21 protein-coding genes are annotated in these 18486 nt (G+C 67.7%); 11 read left to right on the forward strand and 10 right to left on the reverse strand.

Annotated elements, in window-relative coordinates; all coding sequences use genetic code 11:
- Positions 1-12: 12 nt before the first annotated feature.
- From KBY70_RS10460 to KBY70_RS10490, 7 genes are all read left to right on the forward strand, one after another.
- Positions 13-2178: a BamA/TamA family outer membrane protein gene (locus tag KBY70_RS10460; protein WP_254988461.1), complete on the forward strand. Its 2166-nt coding sequence runs from the start codon at positions 13-15 to the stop codon at positions 2176-2178.
- Positions 2178-3041: a UDP-3-O-acyl-N-acetylglucosamine deacetylase gene (gene lpxC / locus KBY70_RS10465; protein ID WP_254988462.1), complete on the forward strand. Its 864-nt coding sequence runs from the start codon at positions 2178-2180 to the stop codon at positions 3039-3041. The genes KBY70_RS10460 and lpxC overlap by 1 nt, the downstream gene beginning before the upstream one ends.
- 5 nt (positions 3042-3046) lie before the next feature.
- Positions 3047-3544: a 3-hydroxyacyl-ACP dehydratase FabZ gene (fabZ, locus tag KBY70_RS10470; RefSeq protein WP_369802030.1), complete on the forward strand. Its 498-nt coding sequence runs from the start codon at positions 3047-3049 to the stop codon at positions 3542-3544.
- Between the two features lie 3 nt (positions 3545-3547).
- Complete coding sequence (gene lpxA, locus KBY70_RS10475) at positions 3548-4354, forward strand: acyl-ACP--UDP-N-acetylglucosamine O-acyltransferase (protein ID WP_254988463.1); 807 nt, start codon at positions 3548-3550, stop codon at positions 4352-4354.
- On the forward strand, positions 4354-5538 hold the full coding sequence (gene lpxB / locus KBY70_RS10480; protein ID WP_254988464.1) for a lipid-A-disaccharide synthase: 1185 nt from the start codon (positions 4354-4356) through the stop codon (positions 5536-5538). The genes lpxA and lpxB overlap by 1 nt, the downstream gene beginning before the upstream one ends.
- Positions 5535-6236, forward strand: a complete 702-nt coding sequence (gene msrA / locus KBY70_RS10485) for a peptide-methionine (S)-S-oxide reductase MsrA (RefSeq protein ID WP_094560148.1) — start codon at positions 5535-5537, stop codon at positions 6234-6236. The genes lpxB and msrA overlap by 4 nt, the downstream gene beginning before the upstream one ends.
- 176 nt (positions 6237-6412) lie before the next feature.
- Positions 6413-6619: a hypothetical protein gene (locus tag KBY70_RS10490; protein ID WP_094560149.1), complete on the forward strand. Its 207-nt coding sequence runs from the start codon at positions 6413-6415 to the stop codon at positions 6617-6619.
- Between the two features lie 9 nt (positions 6620-6628).
- On the opposite strand, the gene KBY70_RS10495 is transcribed toward KBY70_RS10490, so the two are convergent.
- Genes KBY70_RS10495 through KBY70_RS10515 form a run of 5 tightly spaced genes read right to left on the reverse strand, consistent with a single transcriptional unit; the run spans position 6629 to position 10532 of the window.
- Positions 6629-6883 (reverse strand): hypothetical protein, encoded by a 255-nt coding sequence (locus tag KBY70_RS10495; RefSeq protein ID WP_094560150.1) that lies wholly within the window; start codon positions 6881-6883, stop codon positions 6629-6631.
- A gap of 42 nt (positions 6884-6925) precedes the next feature.
- On the reverse strand, positions 6926-8449 hold the full coding sequence (locus tag KBY70_RS10500) for a leucyl aminopeptidase (protein ID WP_254988465.1): 1524 nt from the start codon (positions 8447-8449) through the stop codon (positions 6926-6928).
- Between the two features lie 38 nt (positions 8450-8487).
- On the reverse strand, positions 8488-9087 hold the full coding sequence (locus KBY70_RS10505; RefSeq protein ID WP_254988466.1) for a GIY-YIG nuclease family protein: 600 nt from the start codon (positions 9085-9087) through the stop codon (positions 8488-8490).
- Between the two features lie 4 nt (positions 9088-9091).
- Positions 9092-9784 (reverse strand): type II secretion system protein GspK, encoded by a 693-nt coding sequence (locus KBY70_RS10510; RefSeq protein ID WP_254988467.1) that lies wholly within the window; start codon positions 9782-9784, stop codon positions 9092-9094.
- A 46-nt stretch (positions 9785-9830) separates the two neighbouring features.
- Complete coding sequence (locus KBY70_RS10515; RefSeq protein ID WP_254988468.1) at positions 9831-10532, reverse strand: response regulator transcription factor; 702 nt, start codon at positions 10530-10532, stop codon at positions 9831-9833.
- Positions 10533-10665: 133 nt separating this feature from the next.
- On the opposite strand from KBY70_RS10515, the gene KBY70_RS10520 reads away from it, so the two are divergent.
- The 3 genes from KBY70_RS10520 to pyrF all read left to right on the forward strand — a co-directional run bounded on the left by KBY70_RS10520 (position 10666) and on the right by pyrF (position 13087).
- On the forward strand, positions 10666-10989 hold the full coding sequence (locus KBY70_RS10520; protein ID WP_254988469.1) for a DUF1825 family protein: 324 nt from the start codon (positions 10666-10668) through the stop codon (positions 10987-10989).
- A gap of 68 nt (positions 10990-11057) precedes the next feature.
- Positions 11058-12350: a tyrosine--tRNA ligase gene (tyrS, locus tag KBY70_RS10525; protein WP_254988470.1), complete on the forward strand. Its 1293-nt coding sequence runs from the start codon at positions 11058-11060 to the stop codon at positions 12348-12350.
- Positions 12350-13087, forward strand: coding sequence for an orotidine-5'-phosphate decarboxylase (gene pyrF, locus KBY70_RS10530; RefSeq protein ID WP_254988471.1), 738 nt, complete (start codon positions 12350-12352; stop codon positions 13085-13087). The genes tyrS and pyrF overlap by 1 nt, the downstream gene beginning before the upstream one ends.
- Here pyrF and KBY70_RS10535 read toward each other — a convergent pair.
- The 5 genes from KBY70_RS10535 to hpf are packed head-to-tail and all read right to left on the reverse strand — an operon-like array spanning position 13073 to position 17735.
- Positions 13073-14284 (reverse strand): glycosyltransferase family 4 protein, encoded by a 1212-nt coding sequence (locus KBY70_RS10535; RefSeq protein WP_094560158.1) that lies wholly within the window; start codon positions 14282-14284, stop codon positions 13073-13075. The genes pyrF and KBY70_RS10535 overlap by 15 nt on opposite strands.
- Before the next feature lie 27 nt (positions 14285-14311).
- On the reverse strand, positions 14312-15652 hold the full coding sequence (locus KBY70_RS10540) for an MFS transporter (RefSeq protein WP_254988472.1): 1341 nt from the start codon (positions 15650-15652) through the stop codon (positions 14312-14314).
- 25 nt (positions 15653-15677) lie between these two features.
- Positions 15678-16472: a DNA repair protein RecO gene (gene recO, locus KBY70_RS10545; RefSeq protein WP_094560160.1), complete on the reverse strand. Its 795-nt coding sequence runs from the start codon at positions 16470-16472 to the stop codon at positions 15678-15680.
- Positions 16473-16479: 7 nt separating this feature from the next.
- Positions 16480-17148 carry a deoxyribose-phosphate aldolase gene (deoC, locus tag KBY70_RS10550; RefSeq protein WP_254988473.1) on the reverse strand — a complete coding sequence of 223 codons (669 nt, stop codon included), beginning with the start codon at positions 17146-17148 and terminating at the stop codon, positions 16480-16482.
- Entirely contained in the window at positions 17145-17735 is a 591-nt protein-coding gene (hpf, locus tag KBY70_RS10555; protein WP_254988474.1) for a ribosome hibernation-promoting factor, HPF/YfiA family, read from the reverse strand. The genes deoC and hpf overlap by 4 nt, the downstream gene beginning before the upstream one ends.
- A gap of 54 nt (positions 17736-17789) precedes the next feature.
- Between hpf and lipB the strand changes: the two genes are divergently transcribed.
- Positions 17790-18470 carry a lipoyl(octanoyl) transferase LipB gene (gene lipB / locus KBY70_RS10560; RefSeq protein WP_254988475.1) on the forward strand — a complete coding sequence of 227 codons (681 nt, stop codon included), beginning with the start codon at positions 17790-17792 and terminating at the stop codon, positions 18468-18470.
- The last annotated feature ends 16 nt before the right edge of the window (positions 18471-18486 follow it).

Raw genomic sequence — 18486 nt, forward strand, 5'->3', positions numbered from 1 at the left:
CCCCCCAAACACATGGCTGGCTTGCTGGGTTTGAAGGCTGCGTGGCCCCTGGTTGGTGCCGCTCTCCTTTCGGCGACTCCTGCCCTCGCCCAGCCAGCCAGCGAACAGCCCGCTGAATCCAGGCCGGTTTCCGAGCAGCTCGATAACCCCCTGGCGGAACCGGCGCCCGCCCCAGCTACCCCTGCCCAGGCCGAACCCGCCCAGCCCGCCGCAAAGGCTGAGCCCAAGGTGTTGATTGCCGAGGTGGTGATCGAGGGCCTCCAGGGCCATCCCGAGCAGGAGCGGCTCGAGTTGGCCGCCTACGCCGCCATGGCGGCCACCCCCGGCACCCAGGTAACCCGCTCGGAACTTCAGACCGACCTGTCGGCGATCTACGCCAGCGGCTGGTTTTCCGATGTGCGCATCCAGCCTGTTGATGGCCCCTTGGGCGTCCGCCTCGTGGTGGTGGTGGTGGCCAACCCGGTGCTGCAGGAGGTCAAGCTCGATCCCGCCGACCTGAAGCTGCCTGAGCAGGTGGTCAAGGACACCTTTGCGGCGGACTACGGCAAGACTCTCAACCTCAACACCCTGCAGACCCGCATGCAGGAGCTGCAGCGCTGGTATGCCGACCAGGGCTACTCCCTAGCCCGGATCACCGGCCCCAGTCGGGTGAGTCCGGAAGGGGTGGTGGAGCTGCTGGTGCGTCAGGGCACTGTCGAGGGGGTGGAGGTTCAGTTCCTCAACAAGGAGGGCTCGGCCACCAACGACAAGGGCGAGCCGATCCGGGGCAAGACCAAGCCCTGGGTGGTGACCCGAGAGGTCTCCCTGCGGCCCGGTCAGGTGTTCAACCGCCGCGAGCTGGAGGAAGACATCAAGCGCATCTATGGCACCGGCCTGTTCAGTGACGTCAAGGTGACGCTCAGGCCGGTGCCGGCCGAACCCGGCAAGGTGGTGATTGTGCTGGGCATCGTCGAGCAGTCCAGCGGTTCCCTCTCCGGTGGCCTGGGGTACAGCCAGAGCCAGGGTGTGTTCGGCCAGATCCAGCTGCAGGACAGCAACCTGTTTGGTCGCGCCTGGGACCTGGGCACCAACATCTCCTACGGCCAATACGGCGGCCTTGGAGATATCACCTTCACCGACCCCTGGATTAAGGACAACAAGTACCGCACCTCGTTCCGGGCCCGTTTCTTCTTCAGCCGGGAAGTTCCCCAGCTCTTCCAGAGCGAAAACACCTCCTTCACCTATCAACTCCAAAACTTTGATGGTGCCGACTTTGACGTCGTCACCAGTCGCACCGTCAATAACAACGGCACCGAAACGGTCACGACCAACTTCGACACTGTGGCGATTCAGCGCATCGGTGCCAATGTGCAGTTTGTGCGCCCGCTCAATGGCGGCAATCCCTACAAGAAAGCGCCCTGGAACTTGATCCTGTCTTTCGGTGGTCAGGAAGTGACGCCGATGGACTTTTCGGGCAGCAAATATTCCTATGGCGTGGTGGGGGCCACCAGTTCTCCGATTACCGTCCCCAGCAACCAGGTGATCTGCCTGGCCTACAACTGCGCTTCTGAAAACCAGTTGGTGAGTTTCCGGGTGGGTGCCACTTACAGCACCCTCAACGATCCCCGCAATCCCACCAAAGGCAACTTCCTCAGTCTGGGCACCGAGCAGTTCATTTCCGTGGGAGAAAATTCCCCCACGTTTAACCGTGTGCGGGGCAGCTTCACCCACTACATCCCTGTGGAGTGGTTGAAGATCTTCAAGGGTTGCCGTCCTAAGCCTGGTGAGACCAAGGATTGCAAACAGGCCCTCGCCTTCCAGGTGTCGGCTGGTTCGTTGATCGGCAGTGAGATTCCGCCTTACGAGGCTTTCTGTTTGGGGGGTGGCAATTCCGTGCGCGGTTACTACGACTGTGACCTTGGCGTGGGCAAGAGCTTTGCTGAGGCCACGATCGAATACCGCTTCCCGATCTTCAGCATCATCAGTGGTGAGATCTTCTTTGACGCCGGCACCACCTTCGGCACCCAGGGCGATATCCCAGGTAATCCGGGTGGTCTGCTGGGTAAAAAGGGTCAGGGCTATTCCCCGGGGATCGGCGTGATCGTCACCACTCCCGTGGGCCCCCTACGGCTGGAAGCCGCCACCCAGGACTTCACCAGTGACTGGCGCTTCAACCTCGGCGTGGGCTGGAAGTTTTAGTGGTGCAGTGGCCAGCTGATTACACCGGAGCCTGGACTCTCCAAACCCCGGTGCAGCGCCGCGGTGTGGGCCTGCATAGCGGCCAGGAGGGCACGGTGCGGCTTCAGGCCTCGGAGCGTCCGGGTTTCTGGGTGGGCTGGCTCGATGCGCCAGAGCTTCCGCTGTGCCGATTGGCGCCGGGCCAGGTGAGTGACACCCAGTTGTGCACGGCCTTGCAGCTGGGCCCACGCCGGTTGGCCACGGTGGAGCACCTGCTGGCAGCCTTGGCCGGTATCGGGGTGACCCAGGCCGAGATTCTGGTGAGCGGTGAGGAGATTCCCCTGTTGGATGGATCGGCCCTGCCCTGGGTAGAGGCCTTGGCCGAGGCGGGGTTGCGGGCCCTGCCGGCCCCCTCTACCGGCGTCGAGCTGGAGGCTCCGCTGACGGTGAGCCATGGCTCCAGCTTTGCCACGGCGTTGCCTTACGCCGGCCTGCGGCTGGGCGCTGCCATCGAATTCACCGATGCGGCCATCGGGCGCCAGCTGTTTTCTCTGGAGCTCACCCCTGGCACGTTTGTCGATGAGATCGCCCCGGCCCGCACCTTTGGTCTGCGCTCCCAGGTGGATCAGTTGCGGGCAGCGGGGTTGATTCAGGGGGGCTGTCTTGAGAACGCCCTGGTGTGTGACGGCGAGACCTGGCTCAACCCGCCGCTGCGGTTTGCCGAGGAACCCGTGCGCCATAAAATCCTGGACTTGTTGGGAGACCTTGCACTCGTCGGCCTACCTCGGGCCCAGGTGTTCGCTTACCGCGGCTCCCATGGGCTTCACACCTTCCTGGCGGCTGCTTTGGCTGACTTGCCTCCCGCCATTCCCTCTCCCGGTTGATCCCCTTGTCTGAGTCCAGTTCTCCGGTTCCCGCATCTCCGCTGCCCGCCTCAGCGGGAGCCAGCAGGGAGGTGATCCTCACCACGGAGCAAATCCAGGGATTGCTGCCCCACCGCTACCCCTTCGCCCTGGTGGATCGGGTGATTGAGCACGAGCCCGGCAAGCGGGCTGTGGCGATCAAAAATGTCACCATCAACGAGCCGCAGTTTCAGGGCCATTTCCCGGGTCGCCCGCTGATGCCGGGGGTGTTGATTGTGGAGGCCATGGCCCAGGTGGGCGGTCTGATCGTGACCCAGATGCCCGATCTGCCCAAGGGGTTGTTTGTCTTCGCCGGAATCGACGGGGTGCGCTTCCGCCGGCCTGTGGTACCTGGCGACCAGCTGCTGATCACCTGTGAGTTGCTCAGCCTCAAGCGCCAGCGCTTCGGCAAGGTGAAGGCTGAGGCCAGCGTCGATGGTCAGCTGGCCTGCTCCGGCGAACTGATGTTTTCACTGGTGGCTTGAGCGATGGCCACGACCATCCATCCCACCGCTGTTGTTGATCCCAGGGCCGAGCTGGCCGATGGGGTCAGTGTGGGGCCCTATGCGGTGATCGGCCCTGAGGTTCAGCTCGGCCCCGATTGCCGCATCGGCCCCCATGTGGTGCTCGATGGTCGGGTGCGGATGGGCCGCGGCAATCGCATCTTTCCTGGCGCCTGCATCGGCCTGGAGCCCCAGGATCTGAAATACACCGGCGATCCCACCGAGGTGGTGCTCGGCGATGACAACACCATCCGTGAGTGCGTCACCATCAACCGCGCCACGACCGGCCATCAACAGACGCGCCTGGGCAGCGGCAACCTGTTGATGGCCTACAGCCATCTCGGCCACAACTGTGAACTGGGTGACCGGATTGTGATCGCCAATGGGGTGGCTGTGGCCGGCCATGTGGTGATCGGCGACCGTGCCGTGATCGGCGGCGTGTTGGGTGTCCATCAGTTTGTGTACATCGGCACTTTGGCGATGGTGGGGGGGATGAGCCGGATCGAGCGGGATGTGCCCCCATTCACGATGGTGGAGGGCCATCCATCCCGCGTGCGGGCCCTCAACAAGATCGGCCTGCGGCGCAGTGGCCTGGTGGAGCTCGACGACGGCCGGCAGTTTGAGGACCTCAAACAGGCCTGGACCCTGCTGTATCGCCGCTCTCTGACTCTGGCTGAGGCCTTGGGGCAACTGCGCTGTCAGCCCCTGCATGGCGCAGCCGACCAGCTCTGCACGTTCCTGGAAGCCTCCCTAGGCCCATCGCGCCGCGGGCCGATTCCGGGGGCGCGCTGATGCTGCGGTTGCTGGTGAGCACCGGCGAGGTGTCTGGGGATCTGCAGGGGGCCCTGTTGGTCAGGGCGCTGCATGAGGAGGCCCAGCGCCGCCAGCTGGATCTGGAGATCGTGGCGCTTGGCGGCGAGCGGATGGAGCGGGCCGGGGCCGAGTTGCTGGCCAACACCACCCGCATGGGGGCTATCGGCCTGCTGGAGGCCATCCCCTTTGTGTTGCCCACCTTGAAATTGCAGCGGCGCCTCAAGCGTTGGTTCCGCCGTGACCCGCCCGATGGTGTGGTGCTGATCGACTACATGGGCCCCAACGTGAGCCTTGGGCTACGCCTCAAGCGCAAGTTCCCCAGGGTGCCGGTCACTTATTACATCGCCCCCCAGGAATGGGCGTTCAAATTCGGCAACGGCGGCCGCTCCAATCTGATCAGCTTCACCAACCAGATCCTGGCGATCTTCCAGGAAGAAGCCCGCTTCTACCGCTGCCGCGGCGCCAACGTCACCTACGTGGGCCATCCGCTGCTGGACACCATTGGCCAGCTGCCCAGCCGCCAGGAGGCCCTGCGTCAACTTGGCCTGCGTGATGCGCCGGTGCTGCTGCTGATGCCGGCGTCTCGGCGCCAGGAGATCCATTACATGCTGCCCCACATCGTGGCGGCGGCGGCGGATCTGCAGCGTCAGCGGCCCGAGCTGCAGGTGGTGGTGCCAGCAGGCCTGCCGGGATTTGAAGCCCATCTGTCGAGGCAGTTGAGCCAGGCAGGGGTGCGCGCCGAGATCATTGCCGCCTCCGATTCCGACCAGCTCAAGGCCTACCTCTGTGCCGCAGCGGATCTGGCGCTGGCCAAGTCGGGCACCGTCAACCTCGAGCTGGCCCTGCGGGGCGTGCCGCAGGTGGTGGTGTACCGCGTCAGCGGGGTCACCGCCTTTGTGGCCCGCTACATCCTGCGCTTCAGCGTGCCCCACATCTCGCCGGTCAACCTGGTGCTGGGCGAGCGGCTCGTGCCCGAGTTGCTGCAGGAGGATCTCTCAGCTGCGGCGATCGTGAGGGAAGCTCTGCCCCTGCTCGATAGCGCCAGTGCGGCCCGCCACAGCATGCTGGAGGGCTACCGCCGTCTGCGGCTCGAATTGGGGGAGCCTGGCGTCACCCAGCGGGCGGCCGCGGCCATCTTTGACCAGGTGCTCAACGCCGCATGATCCAAACCCCCCGGCCCCTGGCCTGGCTGCCCAGCCTGGTGCTGCCTGTGCTGCTTCCTCTTCTGTTCCTGCTGCCGTTGGGCCTGTTGTCGCCTGGCCCAGCCTGGGCGGACCCGGCCCAGAAGGCTGCTTCGGTTCAAGAGGCTGTGCTGGCGGGGGGCTGTTTCTGGTGCCTGGAGCACGACCTCGAGAGCTTGCCCGGGGTGCTGGATGCCGAGAGCGGCTACAGCGGCGGGACCGTGGCCCAGCCCACCTATGGCCAGGTGTCGGCCGGAGGCACCGGCCACCAGGAGGTGGTGCGGGTGCGCTTTGATCCAGCTCGCCTCAGCTACGCCGCTCTGCTGCGGGCGTACTGGCGCAACATCGATCCCCTCGATGGCGGCGGTCAGTTCTGCGATCGCGGTACGTCGTACCGGCCCGTCATCTTCACCAGTGGCCCCGAGCAGCAGACCCAAGCCGAGGCCAGCCGCCTGGCGGCAGCTGCGGAGCTGGCGCGGCCCGCTGCCAGCCTGCAGGTGCAGATCAAGCCCCTGACGCGCTTCTGGCCGGCGGAGGGCTACCACCAGAACTACGCGGAACGCAACAGCGTCAAATACAACTACTACCGCTGGGCCTGCGGCCGGGATCGGCGGCTCGATGCGGTGTGGGGCAAGCGAGCCCGCAGTGGCATGGCCTGGGTTTCGAGCAGGAAGTCCTGACGCAAGAGCAGTAACTGGGGAGCAGCGGACCCGTGGACTCTGCTGCAATTATGAGGAAAATCTGTAGGGGCAGGGTGGTTTTGGTCGGTCAGACGGCTGTAGTAGAGCGGCTTTCCGCCCTTCCCAATCCCTTGACGCTTCACTACCGTGATGCGTGCCTCTGTGCGCTGCCCTGTATGTATCTGCTGACCATTCGCGACGGTCTGCAGACCCGCCACGTTGGGCCTTACGGGAGCCCGAAGCAGGCTGCGGATGATCTGGATCGCCTGCTGCCCCTCTGTGGGGAGCGGGCCCGCTGGCAGATCCATGCCCTCGAATCGCCTGCCCAGCTGATGGCCAGCCTGGGGGCAGCCGCTAGCGCTGATGTGGGCGTGGCTGCCTGAGAACCGCCTTCAGCTGCGGCCGGGATAGCCGCGCAGCAGGCCGCTTTCGACCATCAGACCCACGCCCGCATTGATCAGAATCAGGCCGAAGGTGCCATACCAAAACCAGGGGCCTGGGCTGGTGAGTGTTTCCACCTTGCCGCTGGCCGCCAGCACCTGAATTCCCTTGCGGATCACCGCTTCGCCGAAGAGGCAGAGCCCCGCTGGCAGCAGCAGCACCCCCAGCTGAGCTTTGACATACCAGCGGATCTTCTGGACGGCCATGGAGCGAGCTAAGGCGTCAGGACTCCAAACCTAGGCTGCTGATCAAATCCGGGCTGATGGTCCCGTGGCGGCGCCGGAGCAGATCCAGTTCACCAGGGTGCGTACGCCGAAACCAGTGGCTCCGGCCGGGTCGGCCCCCCGCCCCTTGTCACTCCAGACGGTGCCGGCGATGTCGAGGTGGGCCCAGGCCAGCTTCGGGGTGACGAAGTCCTGCAGGAACAGGGCGGCGGTGATCGAGCCGCCAGGGCGGGGGCCGGTGTTTTTGAGGTCGGCGACCGGGCTCTTGAGCCCGGCCTTGTAGGAGCTGCGCAGGGGCATCCGCCACAGGTCTTCGCCGCCGGCCTGACCAGCGCCCAACAGCGCTTCGGCCAGGCCGTCGTTGTTGGACCACAGCCCCGCCATCTCCTCGCCCAGGGCGATCACGCAGGCACCGGTGAGGGTCGCCAAGTCCACCACCGCATCGGGCTCCAGCTTGCAGGCATACACCAGGGCGTCGGCCAGGGTGAGGCGCCCCTCGGCGTCGGTGTTGTTGATCTCGATGGTCTTGCCGTTGGAGGCGGTGAGGATGTCGCCGGGGTGCACAGCGCCGCCGCTGATCATGTTTTCGCAGGCCGCCACGATCACGTGCACCTCCACGCCGGCGGGCTTCAGCTCAGCGATGGCGCGGGCCGCTCCCAGCACCGCGGCGCTGCCGCCCATGTCGTATTTCATCATCTCGATCTGGGAGCCGGCGGTTTTGAGGTTGTAACCGCCGGAATCGAAGGTGAGACCCTTGCCCACCAGGGCAATGCGGCGTTGCACGGGCCCGGCCGGGGTGTAGGTGAGATGGATGAATTTCGGGGCCAGATCGGACCCCTGGGCGACGCCGAGGTAGGCCCCCATGCCGAGGGCTTCGCAGTCGCTGCGCTCCAGCACCCGCAGCGTGATGCCGAAGTCGCGGGCGATGGCCGCGGCGGTGTCGGCCAGGTGCTGGGGTGTGGCCACATTGGGGGGCGCAGCCACCAGTTCGCGGGCCAGTTCGACGCCGGCGCAGGTGGCGTTCACCGCAGCCAGGGTGGGCTCGGCTGCCTTGGCTACCCCGATCAGGCTCACCGTGGCGGGCTGGGGTCTGGGCTCGGCTTCGCTCTTGAAGCGTTGATCACTGAACAGGGCCAGGCGGGTGGCCTCAGCCATGGCGCCGGCAGCGGTGCCGGCCTCCAGCCCTTCGAGCGGCAGGGCCAGGGCCAGGTGGCGGGCTCCGGCGGCCGCCGCGGTTTGGCTGGCGGCGGCGCAGGCCTGGCGCAGGCCGGCCAGGCTGAAGTCGGCCGGGGCGCCCAGGCCTACCAGGATGAGGGTCTGGGGGGTGGCGTCCAGGCGATCCAGGCTGATGCATTCGCCCGGCTTGGCCTTGAAGCGCCGCTGTTCGAGGCGTTTGGCCAGAGGCTGGCCCAGGGCCGTGGTCAGCTTTTGCAGCTGGGGGTGCTCCGGGCGATCGTCGGCACCGGCGAACAGGCCGACGGCCAGGCAGTCGCCGTCCCACTGGCTCAGGGCCGCGGGCAGGTCGTCGGGGATGCAGCGAAACTCCATGGGCCGGCCGGGGTTGGCGGCGATCGTAGCCAGCGCGCCTAGGCGGGATCGGCCTGGAACGGTGTGGCCCAGCGGCTGCGCGTTTCCTTGTTGAAGGGCGGCAGCCAGCGGCGAATCAGCGCCTGCTCCAGGGCCCGTCGCGGCCGAACGGCGGCGGGCACATCCAGCCAGAAGCGAATGCTGAGCTGGCAGCCCAGGCCGACCTTCAGCAGGGCCTCGCTGTAGGCGGCCAGGTAGGCCTTGCAATCGTGCTCGCCTTTCCAGCGCCGATCAGCCCGGCCGGTTTCGCCCACGTAGAGCAGCAGCGGCTGGGGCAGGCCGGCGGGGCGATCGGTGACCACGTACAGGGCGGCCCCCTGCTGGGGTGCGGCGGGCCAGCGCCAGAACGACAGGGGCTGGGGCTGCAGGCTGAGGGGCTGGAAGCGCTCGGCTTCGCCCTGGGGATCCTCGGGAGGGGTGGCAAACAATGACCCCTGCTGGCCGCCCCCCTCCTGGTTGGCAAACAGGGTTTGCTGGTGGGCCGCCAGCCGGGCCTGCCACTCCTGCAGCTGGTGGGTCAACAGAGGAAGATCGGCGCCCTCGGCATGGGCCGCTCCCCCGAGGGCCGATCCAGCAAACAACTCCCCTTGGCGCGCCACGGCCCTAGGACCCCTTGCTGGCCGGCGGCAGCACCGGACCGGCTGGCCCCGGTTGGAAGCGCACCTTGCCGATCCAGGCTTCCACCAACGCCGCCGGCAGCTGCAGGCGCTGTTGCAGGTCGGCCAGATCGCGGAAGGGGCCACGCCCCCGCTCGCGCAGCAGCCGGCGCAGCCGTTCCGGATCCAGTCCCAGTTCTTCGAGTTGCGTGGCCGTGGCGCGGTTCAGATCCAGGGGGCTGCACGCTTGCACCGGCAGGGCGGGTTCGCCATACCAGCGAAACTCCAAGAGGGGGGCCCAGCGCTCCACCACCGCTGCGGGCAGCTCCAGCACCCGTTGCAGATCCTCGAGCCCGCTGAGCTGCACGCCGCCGGCCTGGAGCCGCAGCAACAGGTCCACCTGGGCCGCTTCGATGCCTGGCAGCCGCAGCCAGTCGGCGGGGGTGGCGCGGTTGACATCCAGCCGCCAGCCGAGGGCGGCGGCGCGACGAACCGCCTCGCCATCCTTGAGCTTGAGCGCGGGGTTCTGCTGCAGCTTCAGAGCCAGCAGCTCCCGTTCCACCTGCTCGCGATTCCAGCTGTCCGGCTGGTCGGCGGGGGCCGGCCGCTCGGGCTGGGGGCTGCGGCGGGCGGCTGGGATCTGCCCGGTGGCCCTCAGTAGCTGACGCGCGAGGGGATCCAACCAGTGCCGCTGGGCCATGGCGGATCGCGACTGCAACAACGGTGGTCTGAACCTAGCGGCCAGCTCAGGCTTCAGGCCAGTCGATCAGCCCCCAGCGCAGGCCCAGCACCGCGGCGTGGGTGCGGTCGCGGGCCGGCAACTTGCGGCACAGGTGACGCAGGTGGGTTTTCACCGTGTCTGCTGAAACGTACAGCTGCTGGCCGATTTCGCCGTTGCTGTCACCCCGGGCCACGAGGCTGAGCACCTGCCGCTCCCGCTCGCTCAGCGGTTCGAGCGGGCCGCCATCGCCATGGCCCCGGCGAAACAGCTCTGCCAGGCTTCGGTCGACATACACCCCGCCGCCGCTGATGGCATGGATCGCAGCAAGCGAACTGCCCAGCCCCATGCGGGATACCACCAACAACCCATCACAACCAGCCTCGATGGCGCTCTTGATCGCCTCCTGGCGCTGCTCCTGACTGATCAGCAGCAGGGTGTGAATGGTGGGCCAGCGCTGTTTGATCGCCTGCACCAGGGCCACGCCAGAGCCCTCCTCCAGGGTGTCGCTGAGAACCACCATGCTGGGCTGATGCTGTTCCACCAGGGCAAGGCCGGCCGCTTCGCAGGTGGCGGCCCCCACCAGGTGGTCCTGTCCGATCAGACCGCCCACAAACGTGCAAAGCAGGGCCCGGTTGCCGAAGCAGACCACCAGCCGGGCGTCCCGCAGCAGGTTGTGGATCTGGCTGGTGTTGCGGCGGATCTGGTCAAGTTTTGGCGTGAAGTCCATGGGTGGGGTTCACGGCAGCATGAGCCGCATGCTGGCTGAGGCTGGCCGGGGTGGCATCGCGATTACGTCTATCCGCACTCCCCAGGGCGGCTTGACTTCACCAGAATCACAGAATCGCTGCACTGCTAGGGGCATGGCGTTCTTTGAATCCGAAATCGTTCAGGACGAAGCCAAGCGCCTCTTTGGCGACTACCAGCAGCTGATGCAGCTGGGCAGTGAGTACGGCAAGTTCGATCGGGAGGGCAAGAAGCTCTACATCGAAAAGATGGAGGACATGATGGAGCGCTACCGGGTGTTCATGAAGCGCTTCGAGCTCTCCGAGGATTTCCAGGCCAAGCTCACCGTCGAGCAGCTGCGCACCCAGCTCAGCCAGTTCGGCCTGACGCCGGAAACGATGCTCCAGCAGATGCACCAGACCCTCGAGCGCATGAAGGGTCAGCTCGATGCTCACGCCTAGGGCCTGACGGCGATCCCGTCGCGGCTGCGTACGATCCGGCCACCCAGTCGCCCCTGGCCCCGGTGCCGATGACAGGACCGCAACCAACCGTCGTGCATCCTCATGGGGCCTTGCCGGCCTGGCTCGCCCGGGGGATGGCGGATCTGTTTCCGGCCGGCGCCGCCGTCGGGGCTGGCGAGGATCCCGATCAGCAGCTGGCGGCTCGCCTTGCCGAGGCGGAGTGCAGCGGCAGGCCCCTGCGCATCAAGCTCGGCATCGATCCCACCGGCTCCGACATCCACCTGGGCCACTCGATTCTGTTCCGCAAGCTGCGGGCCTTTCAGGACGCCGGTCACACCGCGGTGCTGATCATCGGCGACTTCACCGCCCGCATCGGTGATCCCACCGGCAAGAGCGCCACCCGGGTGCAGCTCAGCGCCGCCGCGGTGGAAGCCAATGCCGAAACTTATCTGGTGCAGCTCGGACTCGGCCAGGATCCGTCGCGCGCGCTCCTGGATTTCGACACCCCTGGCCGCCTCGAGGTGCGCCGCAACAGCGAGTGGCTTGCGGGTCTCGATTTGCCCGAGGTGATCGAGCTGCTGGGCATCTCCACCGTGGGTCAGATGCTGGCCAAGGAGGATTTCGCCAACCGCTACGGCTCGGGCACGCCCATTTCCCTGCACGAGTTCCTGTATCCGCTGCTGCAGGGCTACGACTCTGTGCAGGTGCAGGCCGATGTGGAGCTGGGTGGCACCGACCAGAAGTTCAACGTGGCCATGGGCCGCGACCTGCAGCGCCACCTCGGCCAGCGGCCCCAATTTGGCTTGTTGTTGCCGATCCTGCCGGGGCTTGATGGCGTGCAGAAGATGAGCAAGAGCCTGGGCAACACCGTGGGCCTCTCTGAAGACCCGCTCTCGATGTATTCGAAGCTTGAGAAGGTGCCGGATGCGGTGGTGAACGACTACCTCACCTTGCTCACCGATCTGGAGCTGGCCGCCCTGCCCGAGAACCCCCGCGAGCGTCAGAAGGCGATGGCCCTGGAGATCACCCGGGCTCGCCATGGTGATGCGGCGGCTGATGCGGCCCAGGTGGATGCGGCCAAGCTTGTGGCTGGTGCCCAGGGCGCCGGGGCGGCCGATGCCGAGGTGCCGGAGGCTTCGCTGGCGGCAGTGAACTTCCCCGCCAAGGCTTTCTATCTGCTCAGTGCTGTGGGGATCTGCGCCAGCAGCAGCGAGGCCCGGCGCCAGATCCAGGGGGGTGGGGTGAAGCTCGATGGCCAGAAGCTGGCCGATCCCAACCAGGAGTTCACCGGCCCGGCCGAGCTGGCGGGCAAGGTGCTGCAATTGGGCAAGAAGACGTTCCGGCGGCTGGTGGTGGGCTGATGGCTGGGCTCCTGGGTGCACATCCGGCTGATCGAATCATCGTGGCCCTCGATGGCATGGGACCGGATCAGGCACTCGCCTTTGCCGCGGCGATTCCTGAGCTGCGCTGGGTGAAGGTGGGCCTCGAACTGTTTGTGGCGGGCGGCCCGGCGGTGGTGCGGCAGCTGCGCGATCAGGGCAAGCGGGTGTTCCTGGATCTCAAGTTCCACGACATCCCCGCCACCATGGCCGGCGCCTGCCGCAGCGCCACGCGCCTCGGGGCTGAGCTGATCACGGTGCACGCCTGTGCCGGCCATGACGCCTTGGCTGCCACCCAGGCTGCTGCCCTGGAGGCCGCCAACGACGCCGGCCTGCCCGCTCCCACCTTGCTGGCCGTGACGGTGCTCACCAGCTGGGAGTCCACCGGTTTCGCTGCCCAGCTTGCGATTGACGAGCCTGTGTCCGCCTACGTGCCCCGCTTGGCCCGGCTGGCGGCGGCGGCCGACATCGGCGGCTGCGTGTGCTCGCCCCTGGAGGTGGCGGCCCTGCGGGCAGCCCATCCTGAGCCCTTTGCTCTGGTGACACCAGGCATTCGCCCGGCCGGCTCTGCCCTGGGGGATCAGCAGCGGGTGATGACGCCGGCCCAGGCCCTGGTGGCGGGTGCCAGCCAATTGGTAATCGGTCGCCCGATCACGGCCGTGCCCGATCCGGCGACGGCTTTTGCTGCCTGCTGCGCTGAGCTCTCAGGCCACCAGTGAGCCCTGAGGCACCAGCTCGGCGTAGAGCGCCTCGAGGGCATGGATGTTGCCTTCCAGGGTGTAACGCTCCAGGGCCCGGGCCCGGGCCCGGCGGCCCAGCTCTTCCGTGAGCACCGGCTGATCCCGCAGCACCGGCAGCAAGGTGCGCAGCTGGGTGGTCACCCCCTGGGTGCTGATCACGATGCCGGCGCCCCCCTCCAGCACTTCACCATCGGCTCCGGCGTCGGTGGCGATGCAGGCGGTGCCACTCGCCATGGCCTCCAGCAGGGCCAGGCTCAGCCCTTCCACCAGCGAGGGCAGCAGAAACACTTCGGCCAGTTGCTGAAACGCCACCCGCCGCTCGAGGCTGGGTTCGTATCCCCACCACACCACGTCGGGTTCATCGCCTGGGGTCTGCAGGGCGCTGCGCAAGGGACCATCGCCCACGATCACCAGCACGCAACCCGCCGGGCGCACCAGCCGCCAGGCCTTGATCAGGGCTTCCACGTTCTTCTCGGTGGCCACCCGGCCCATATAGAGAAAAACGCGCCGGCCGGCAAACCGCTGGCGCAGCTCCTGCAGCTCGGGGCTGGCCGCTGCCTGGGCACCGGTGGCCGGTGCCGGCCGCCAGGTGTCGGTGTCGACGCCATTGGGGATCACGGCCAGCCGTTCGGCCCGCACGCCCAGGCGCAGCAGCACCTCGGCCTGCAGCTCCGAAAACACGATCACCCGGTCGAATTTGGCCAGGGTTGGGGCGTAGAGCTGGTAGGTGAGCTGCTGGGTGCCGGCGGTGAGGTTGCGCAGGCTGGCATCGAAGGCCGGATGGAAGGTGGCCACCACCGGCAGCCCCAGCTGCTGGCAGAGATCGGGCAGGCGGAAATCCAGCGGCGAGAGCGTCAGGCTGGCGTGCACCAGGTCGGGCTTGAGCCGCTCCAGGGATTCCCGCAGCTCCCGCTGGGCGCCCAGTGAAGGAATCGTGTACACCTGCGATTTGACCAGGTAGGGCAGGGCCACTTCCGGGCCGCCGCCGTTGCTGTCTCCGAGGGTTTCGACCTCCGTGAGGGCCTCGCCCGACCGGCCCAGGCTGCCGGCGGGGGTGTCGAAGTGGATGAAGCTGATCCCGTGGCCACGGCTGCGCAGCGCATGGGTGGTGCTCAGTCCGTAGGTGACATTGCCGCAGAACGGGTTTTTTTTGCCCAGCCAGGCAATGTGGGCCACCAGGGCTCGCGCGTCCGGAAATCCACGCTAACAGCGCTGCCAGGGCCGCTCCATCACCGCTGCCGCCAGGGCGATCGCCGCCAGCCCCCACAGCACCGGCAGCAGGCCGTAGCGGCTCACCACTGCACCAGCCAGCACCAGCGGCAGGCTCAGGGCGATGTTGATCAGGTTGTTCTGCAGGCCAAACACCTTGCCGCGCAGGTCCTCGGGCGTCTCCTCCTGGATCGTGGTCTGGGCGGGGATCGCCAACAGGGCCGAACCCACGCCCAGCACGGCGCAGAGCAGCAGGGTGAACACGAGGTTGCCGCGCAGCTGGCCCAGCAGCACCAGGCTCCAGCCGATGGTGCCCAGCCCCGTGGCGGCCAGGTGGCGACGGTTGAGGCCTTGGCCGAGCTGGGCCACCGCCAGGGCTCCGGTCGCCAGCCCCAGGCCGCTCATGGCCAGCAGGGTGCCGAACTGGGTGGGCCCCAGCCCGGGGATCGCCGAGGCCAGGCTGATCGCCAGCACGTAGAGGGCCGCCAGCAGGCTGTAGAGCAGCACCAGTTGCACCATGGCGCTGCGCACCCGTGGCCGCTCCCGCAGCACCTGGAGGCCCTCGCCGATTTCCTGCCACACGGAGCTGCGGCTGAGGGGCCTGGGTTGTTCCCGCCAGCGGATCCGGCTGATCGCCACGGCCGCCAGCCCATAACAAAAGGGCAGCAGCAGGAATTCACCGCCATCCATGCCGATCTGGCGCAGGCCCAGGTGCAGCAGCCGCAGGATCGGGTCGCCCAGGGCGAAGCCCACGATCGTGGCGGCCATGCTCGTGGCCTGATACAGCGAATTGGCCGCCAGCAGCTGATCGCTGGGCACCAACTGGGGGATGGCCGCCTGTTCGGCGGGGGCGAAGAACTGGGTGAGCACCGATTCGAGCAGGGTCATCAGCACCAGACCCCAGTAGCCCCAGCTCAAGCCGAGCCACTCGGGCCCCTCCACCAGGCAGAAGGGGGCCAGCAGCACCAACGCCGCCCGCAGGCCATTGGAGGCCACCATCACAGCCCGTTTGGGCCAGCGGTCGGCCCACACCCCGGCCACCGTGCCGAGCAGCATCGCCGGAATCGTGTTGGCCACGTAGATGCCCGTGGCCAACAGGGTGATCATCTGGGCCCGGGTTTCGGGCAGATCGAGGCGGATCGCCGAGGCCGCCTCGGCCAGGGCGGGGTTGGCCTCCGGGGTGCCCTTCACCCAGGTCTGGGCGATCAGGAACACCATCAGCACGATGTAGAACTTGTCAGCCAGCTGCGAAAAGATCTGGCCCAGCCACAGCCGGCGGAAATCGGGCAGCGCCAGAACGCCTTGCAAGCCGGTGGCGTTGGAACTGCCGCTCAATCTGGCCTGGGCTGCTGCTGGCCCGTCATGATGCCGCAAGGCCTGGGGCCAGGCCCGTGCGCAGCAGCCGGTAGGCCCGCGGTTTGCGGCCCAGGTGCTCCTGGGTCCAATGCTCCACCAGCTCGAGCAGGTGCAGCCAAACCGGCAGCGGTCCCATCAGCTCGCCATCGCGCCGGCGGGGCAGGTTGGGCCGAAGCAGCCGTTGCAGCAGGGCCAATTCCGAGGCGTTGAGCACCACCCGCGCCCCAGGCACCCCGCCGATCGCCAGGCCCTCGCTGGGCACCAGGCTGCAGCGCCAGTCCCAGTTGCCCAGCGGCGGCTCCAGGGGCTCGCCGCTGCGGGCGCAGCGTCCGAGCGGTAGGGCATAGCCGCCCAGGGCGAGCAGGTGAACGCTCCCTTGCACCGCAACCGCCAGGGCCTCCAGATCGCAGCCCCGCTCCCGCACCAGCGCATCGAGGCGCCCCAGCTGCATCAGCAGGTCGGCGAGCATGCCCGGCGCCGGAGCTTCGCTGGGGACCAGGGCCAGGCAGAGCTCGCAGAGGGCCTGGGCAGCGGCCAGGGCCTCGAGTTGCTGGGCCAGGCCGCTGTAGCTGCGCAGCACCTTCAGTTGGCGCACCCGCCGCAGGCCGCTGCGGCCACCCACCTGCAGCCGCAGATGGCTCAGGGGCACGGCGGCGGCCAGGCTGCTGCGGGGTTTGCGCGCCCCGGGCACCGCGAGTCGGATCACCCCCTGGTCGTCGCTGAGCAGGGTCAGCAGGCGATCGTTTTCACCGAGGGGCTTGCAGCTCAGGGCCAGTCCTTCCAGGCTCTCCTCGGGCACGGCAGACTCAGCCCCGCAGCGCCTGGGCCAGGGCCACGCCGCGGCTGGTGCCCAGGCGTGTGGCGCCGGCTTCCACCAACGCCAGGGCCTGCTCGAGGTTGGTGATGCCGCCTGAGGCCTTGATCGCGGCCCTGCCGCGGGCCAGCTCCTTGAGCTGCCGCACCTGCTCCACCGTCACCGGCGGACCGAAGCCGCTGCCGGTTTTGAGGAAGCGGGCGCCGGCGTCGATGCTGATCTCCACCAGCAGGGCCAGGGCCTCAGGATCCAGCTTGCCCACCTCCAGGATCACCTTCACGGGCAGGTCCAACTCGCAGATGGCCGCCAGTTCGTCGTGGACCGGTGTGCTGGCCCGGTCGGCCAGGGCTCCGAAATCCGGCACCACATCAAGTTCATCGGCGCCGGCCGCGGCGGCCGCTTCGGCTTCGGCCTGCTTCACCGCCGATGGCACCGCGCCGAAGGGAAACCCCACCACCGCAATCAGTTGGGGGGTGCGGCCCTTGCCCTCCCGGGGCAGCTGCTCCCGGGCCGTGGCCACCCAGCGAGAGGCCACGCACACCCCGGCAAAGCCGAAGTGGCGGGCCTCCTCGCAGCATTGCCGGATTGCGCCCTGGCCCTGGTGAGGATCCAGCAGGGCATGGTCGATCAGGGGGGCCAGGTTGGGCCGGTCGGCGCTCACGCCTCCTTGGCCTGGATCACCCCGAAGCCGCCATGGTTGCGGTGATACACCACCTGGACCTGGCCGCTCTCCGCGTCGCGGAACACGTAGAAGTCGTGGTCGATCAGCTCCAGCTGATGCTGGGCGTCGTCGAGGGTCATCGGCGGCATGGCAAAATACTTGCGCCGCACGCCTCGGTTGGGCAGTTCGGGCTCCTTGCCGTCCACCAGGGTGGCTCCCGGCGGCGGCAGGTTGGCAGCAGCGCCGGCCTCCTCATCGCGGGCGGAGCGGTGCACCGGACCCTGGGCCTGCTCGTGGATGCGGTCTTTGTAGCGGTGCAGCTGGCGGCTGAGCTTGCTGGCCACCAGGTCGATGCTGGCGTAGAGGTTGTCGCTGCGCTCCTGGGCCCGGATCACGGTGCCGTTGGCAAACATCGTCACCTCCACGGTTTGCTGCGGCACCCGCGGGTTGCGGGCCACCGACAGGTGCACGTCGGCCTCTTTGACGAGGCCTTCGAAGTGGTGAATGGCGCGGGTCAGCTTGGTTTCGGTGTACTCCCGGATGGCCGGGGTGACGTCAAGATTGCGGCCATGGATCAGCAGTTTCATCAGATGGCAACCGCCTCCGGTGCTCTGGTGCCCCAACGCTAAGAACGGTTGGTGATGTGCCTCAAGCTCGACGCAATCCTTTTCGAAGCGGCGCAACCGGTGCCGTTTCTGCTGGGCTGGGAAGCCCAGCGCAGCCTGCAGCAACGGCTCCTGCTGGACCCTGAAGGGCCGGAGGCGGTGCTGCTGCTGGAGCATGAGGCCTGCTACACCCTGGGCCGCGGTGCCTCGGAGGCCTTCCTGCGCTTCGATCCGGCCGCCCCACCGCTGCCGCTGCACCGCATCGATCGCGGCGGCGAGGTGACCCACCACGCCCCGGGCCAGCTGGTGCTCTATCCAGTGCTCAACCTGCAGCGCCATAGCGCCGACCTGCACCTCTACATGCGCCAGCTGGAGCAGGTGGTGATTGATCTGTTGGCCGGCCTGGATCTGCAGGGGGAACGGATCGCCGGGCTCACCGGGGTGTGGCTGGAGGGCCGCAAGGTGGCGGCCATCGGCGTGGGGGCGCGCCGCTGGATCAGCCAGCACGGCCTGGCCCTCAACGTGGATTGCGACCTGGCGGGCTTTGCGGCGGTGGTGCCCTGCGGCCTCGCCGACCACCCGGTGGGGCGACTGGCCGACTGGCGGCCTGAGCTCACCAGCGAGGGGCTGCGCCAACCGCTGCTAGCGGCCCTGGCCGATCGGTTTGGTCTGGCCCTGCGTCCACCGAAGCCCCAGGAACGGCTGCAGGGGTGGTAACCCTGGGGCTGAGCTC

The organism is Cyanobium sp. ATX 6E8, assembly GCF_024346335.1.
Classification (GTDB): Bacteria; Cyanobacteriota; Cyanobacteriia; order PCC-6307; family Cyanobiaceae; genus Cyanobium_A.

What these genes read in the sequence shown, in the direction of transcription:
- KBY70_RS10490 (WP_094560149.1), top strand. Translation starts at nt 6,413, where the DNA reads ATGTATCTGCTGACCATTCGCGACGGTCTGCAGACCCGCCACGTTGGG.
- KBY70_RS10495 (WP_094560150.1), bottom strand. Translation starts at nt 6,883, where the DNA reads ATGGCCGTCCAGAAGATCCGCTGGTATGTCAAAGCTCAGCTGGGGGTG.
- KBY70_RS10515 (WP_254988468.1), bottom strand. Translation starts at nt 10,532, where the DNA reads ATGGACTTCACGCCAAAACTTGACCAGATCCGCCGCAACACCAGCCAG.
- KBY70_RS10500 (WP_254988465.1), bottom strand. Translation starts at nt 8,449, where the DNA reads ATGGAGTTTCGCTGCATCCCCGACGACCTGCCCGCGGCCCTGAGCCAG.
- msrA (WP_094560148.1), top strand. Translation starts at nt 5,535, where the DNA reads ATGATCCAAACCCCCCGGCCCCTGGCCTGGCTGCCCAGCCTGGTGCTG.
- KBY70_RS10520 (WP_254988469.1), top strand. Translation starts at nt 10,666, where the DNA reads ATGGCGTTCTTTGAATCCGAAATCGTTCAGGACGAAGCCAAGCGCCTC.
- lpxA (WP_254988463.1), top strand. Translation starts at nt 3,548, where the DNA reads ATGGCCACGACCATCCATCCCACCGCTGTTGTTGATCCCAGGGCCGAG.
- hpf (WP_254988474.1), bottom strand. Translation starts at nt 17,735, where the DNA reads ATGAAACTGCTGATCCATGGCCGCAATCTTGACGTCACCCCGGCCATC.
- pyrF (WP_254988471.1), top strand. Translation starts at nt 12,350, where the DNA reads ATGGCTGGGCTCCTGGGTGCACATCCGGCTGATCGAATCATCGTGGCC.
- KBY70_RS10510 (WP_254988467.1), bottom strand. Translation starts at nt 9,784, where the DNA reads ATGGCCCAGCGGCACTGGTTGGATCCCCTCGCGCGTCAGCTACTGAGG.
- KBY70_RS10460 (WP_254988461.1), top strand. Translation starts at nt 13, where the DNA reads ATGGCTGGCTTGCTGGGTTTGAAGGCTGCGTGGCCCCTGGTTGGTGCC.
- tyrS (WP_254988470.1), top strand. Translation starts at nt 11,058, where the DNA reads ATGACAGGACCGCAACCAACCGTCGTGCATCCTCATGGGGCCTTGCCG.
- lipB (WP_254988475.1), top strand. Translation starts at nt 17,790, where the DNA reads ATGTGCCTCAAGCTCGACGCAATCCTTTTCGAAGCGGCGCAACCGGTG.
- lpxB (WP_254988464.1), top strand. Translation starts at nt 4,354, where the DNA reads ATGCTGCGGTTGCTGGTGAGCACCGGCGAGGTGTCTGGGGATCTGCAG.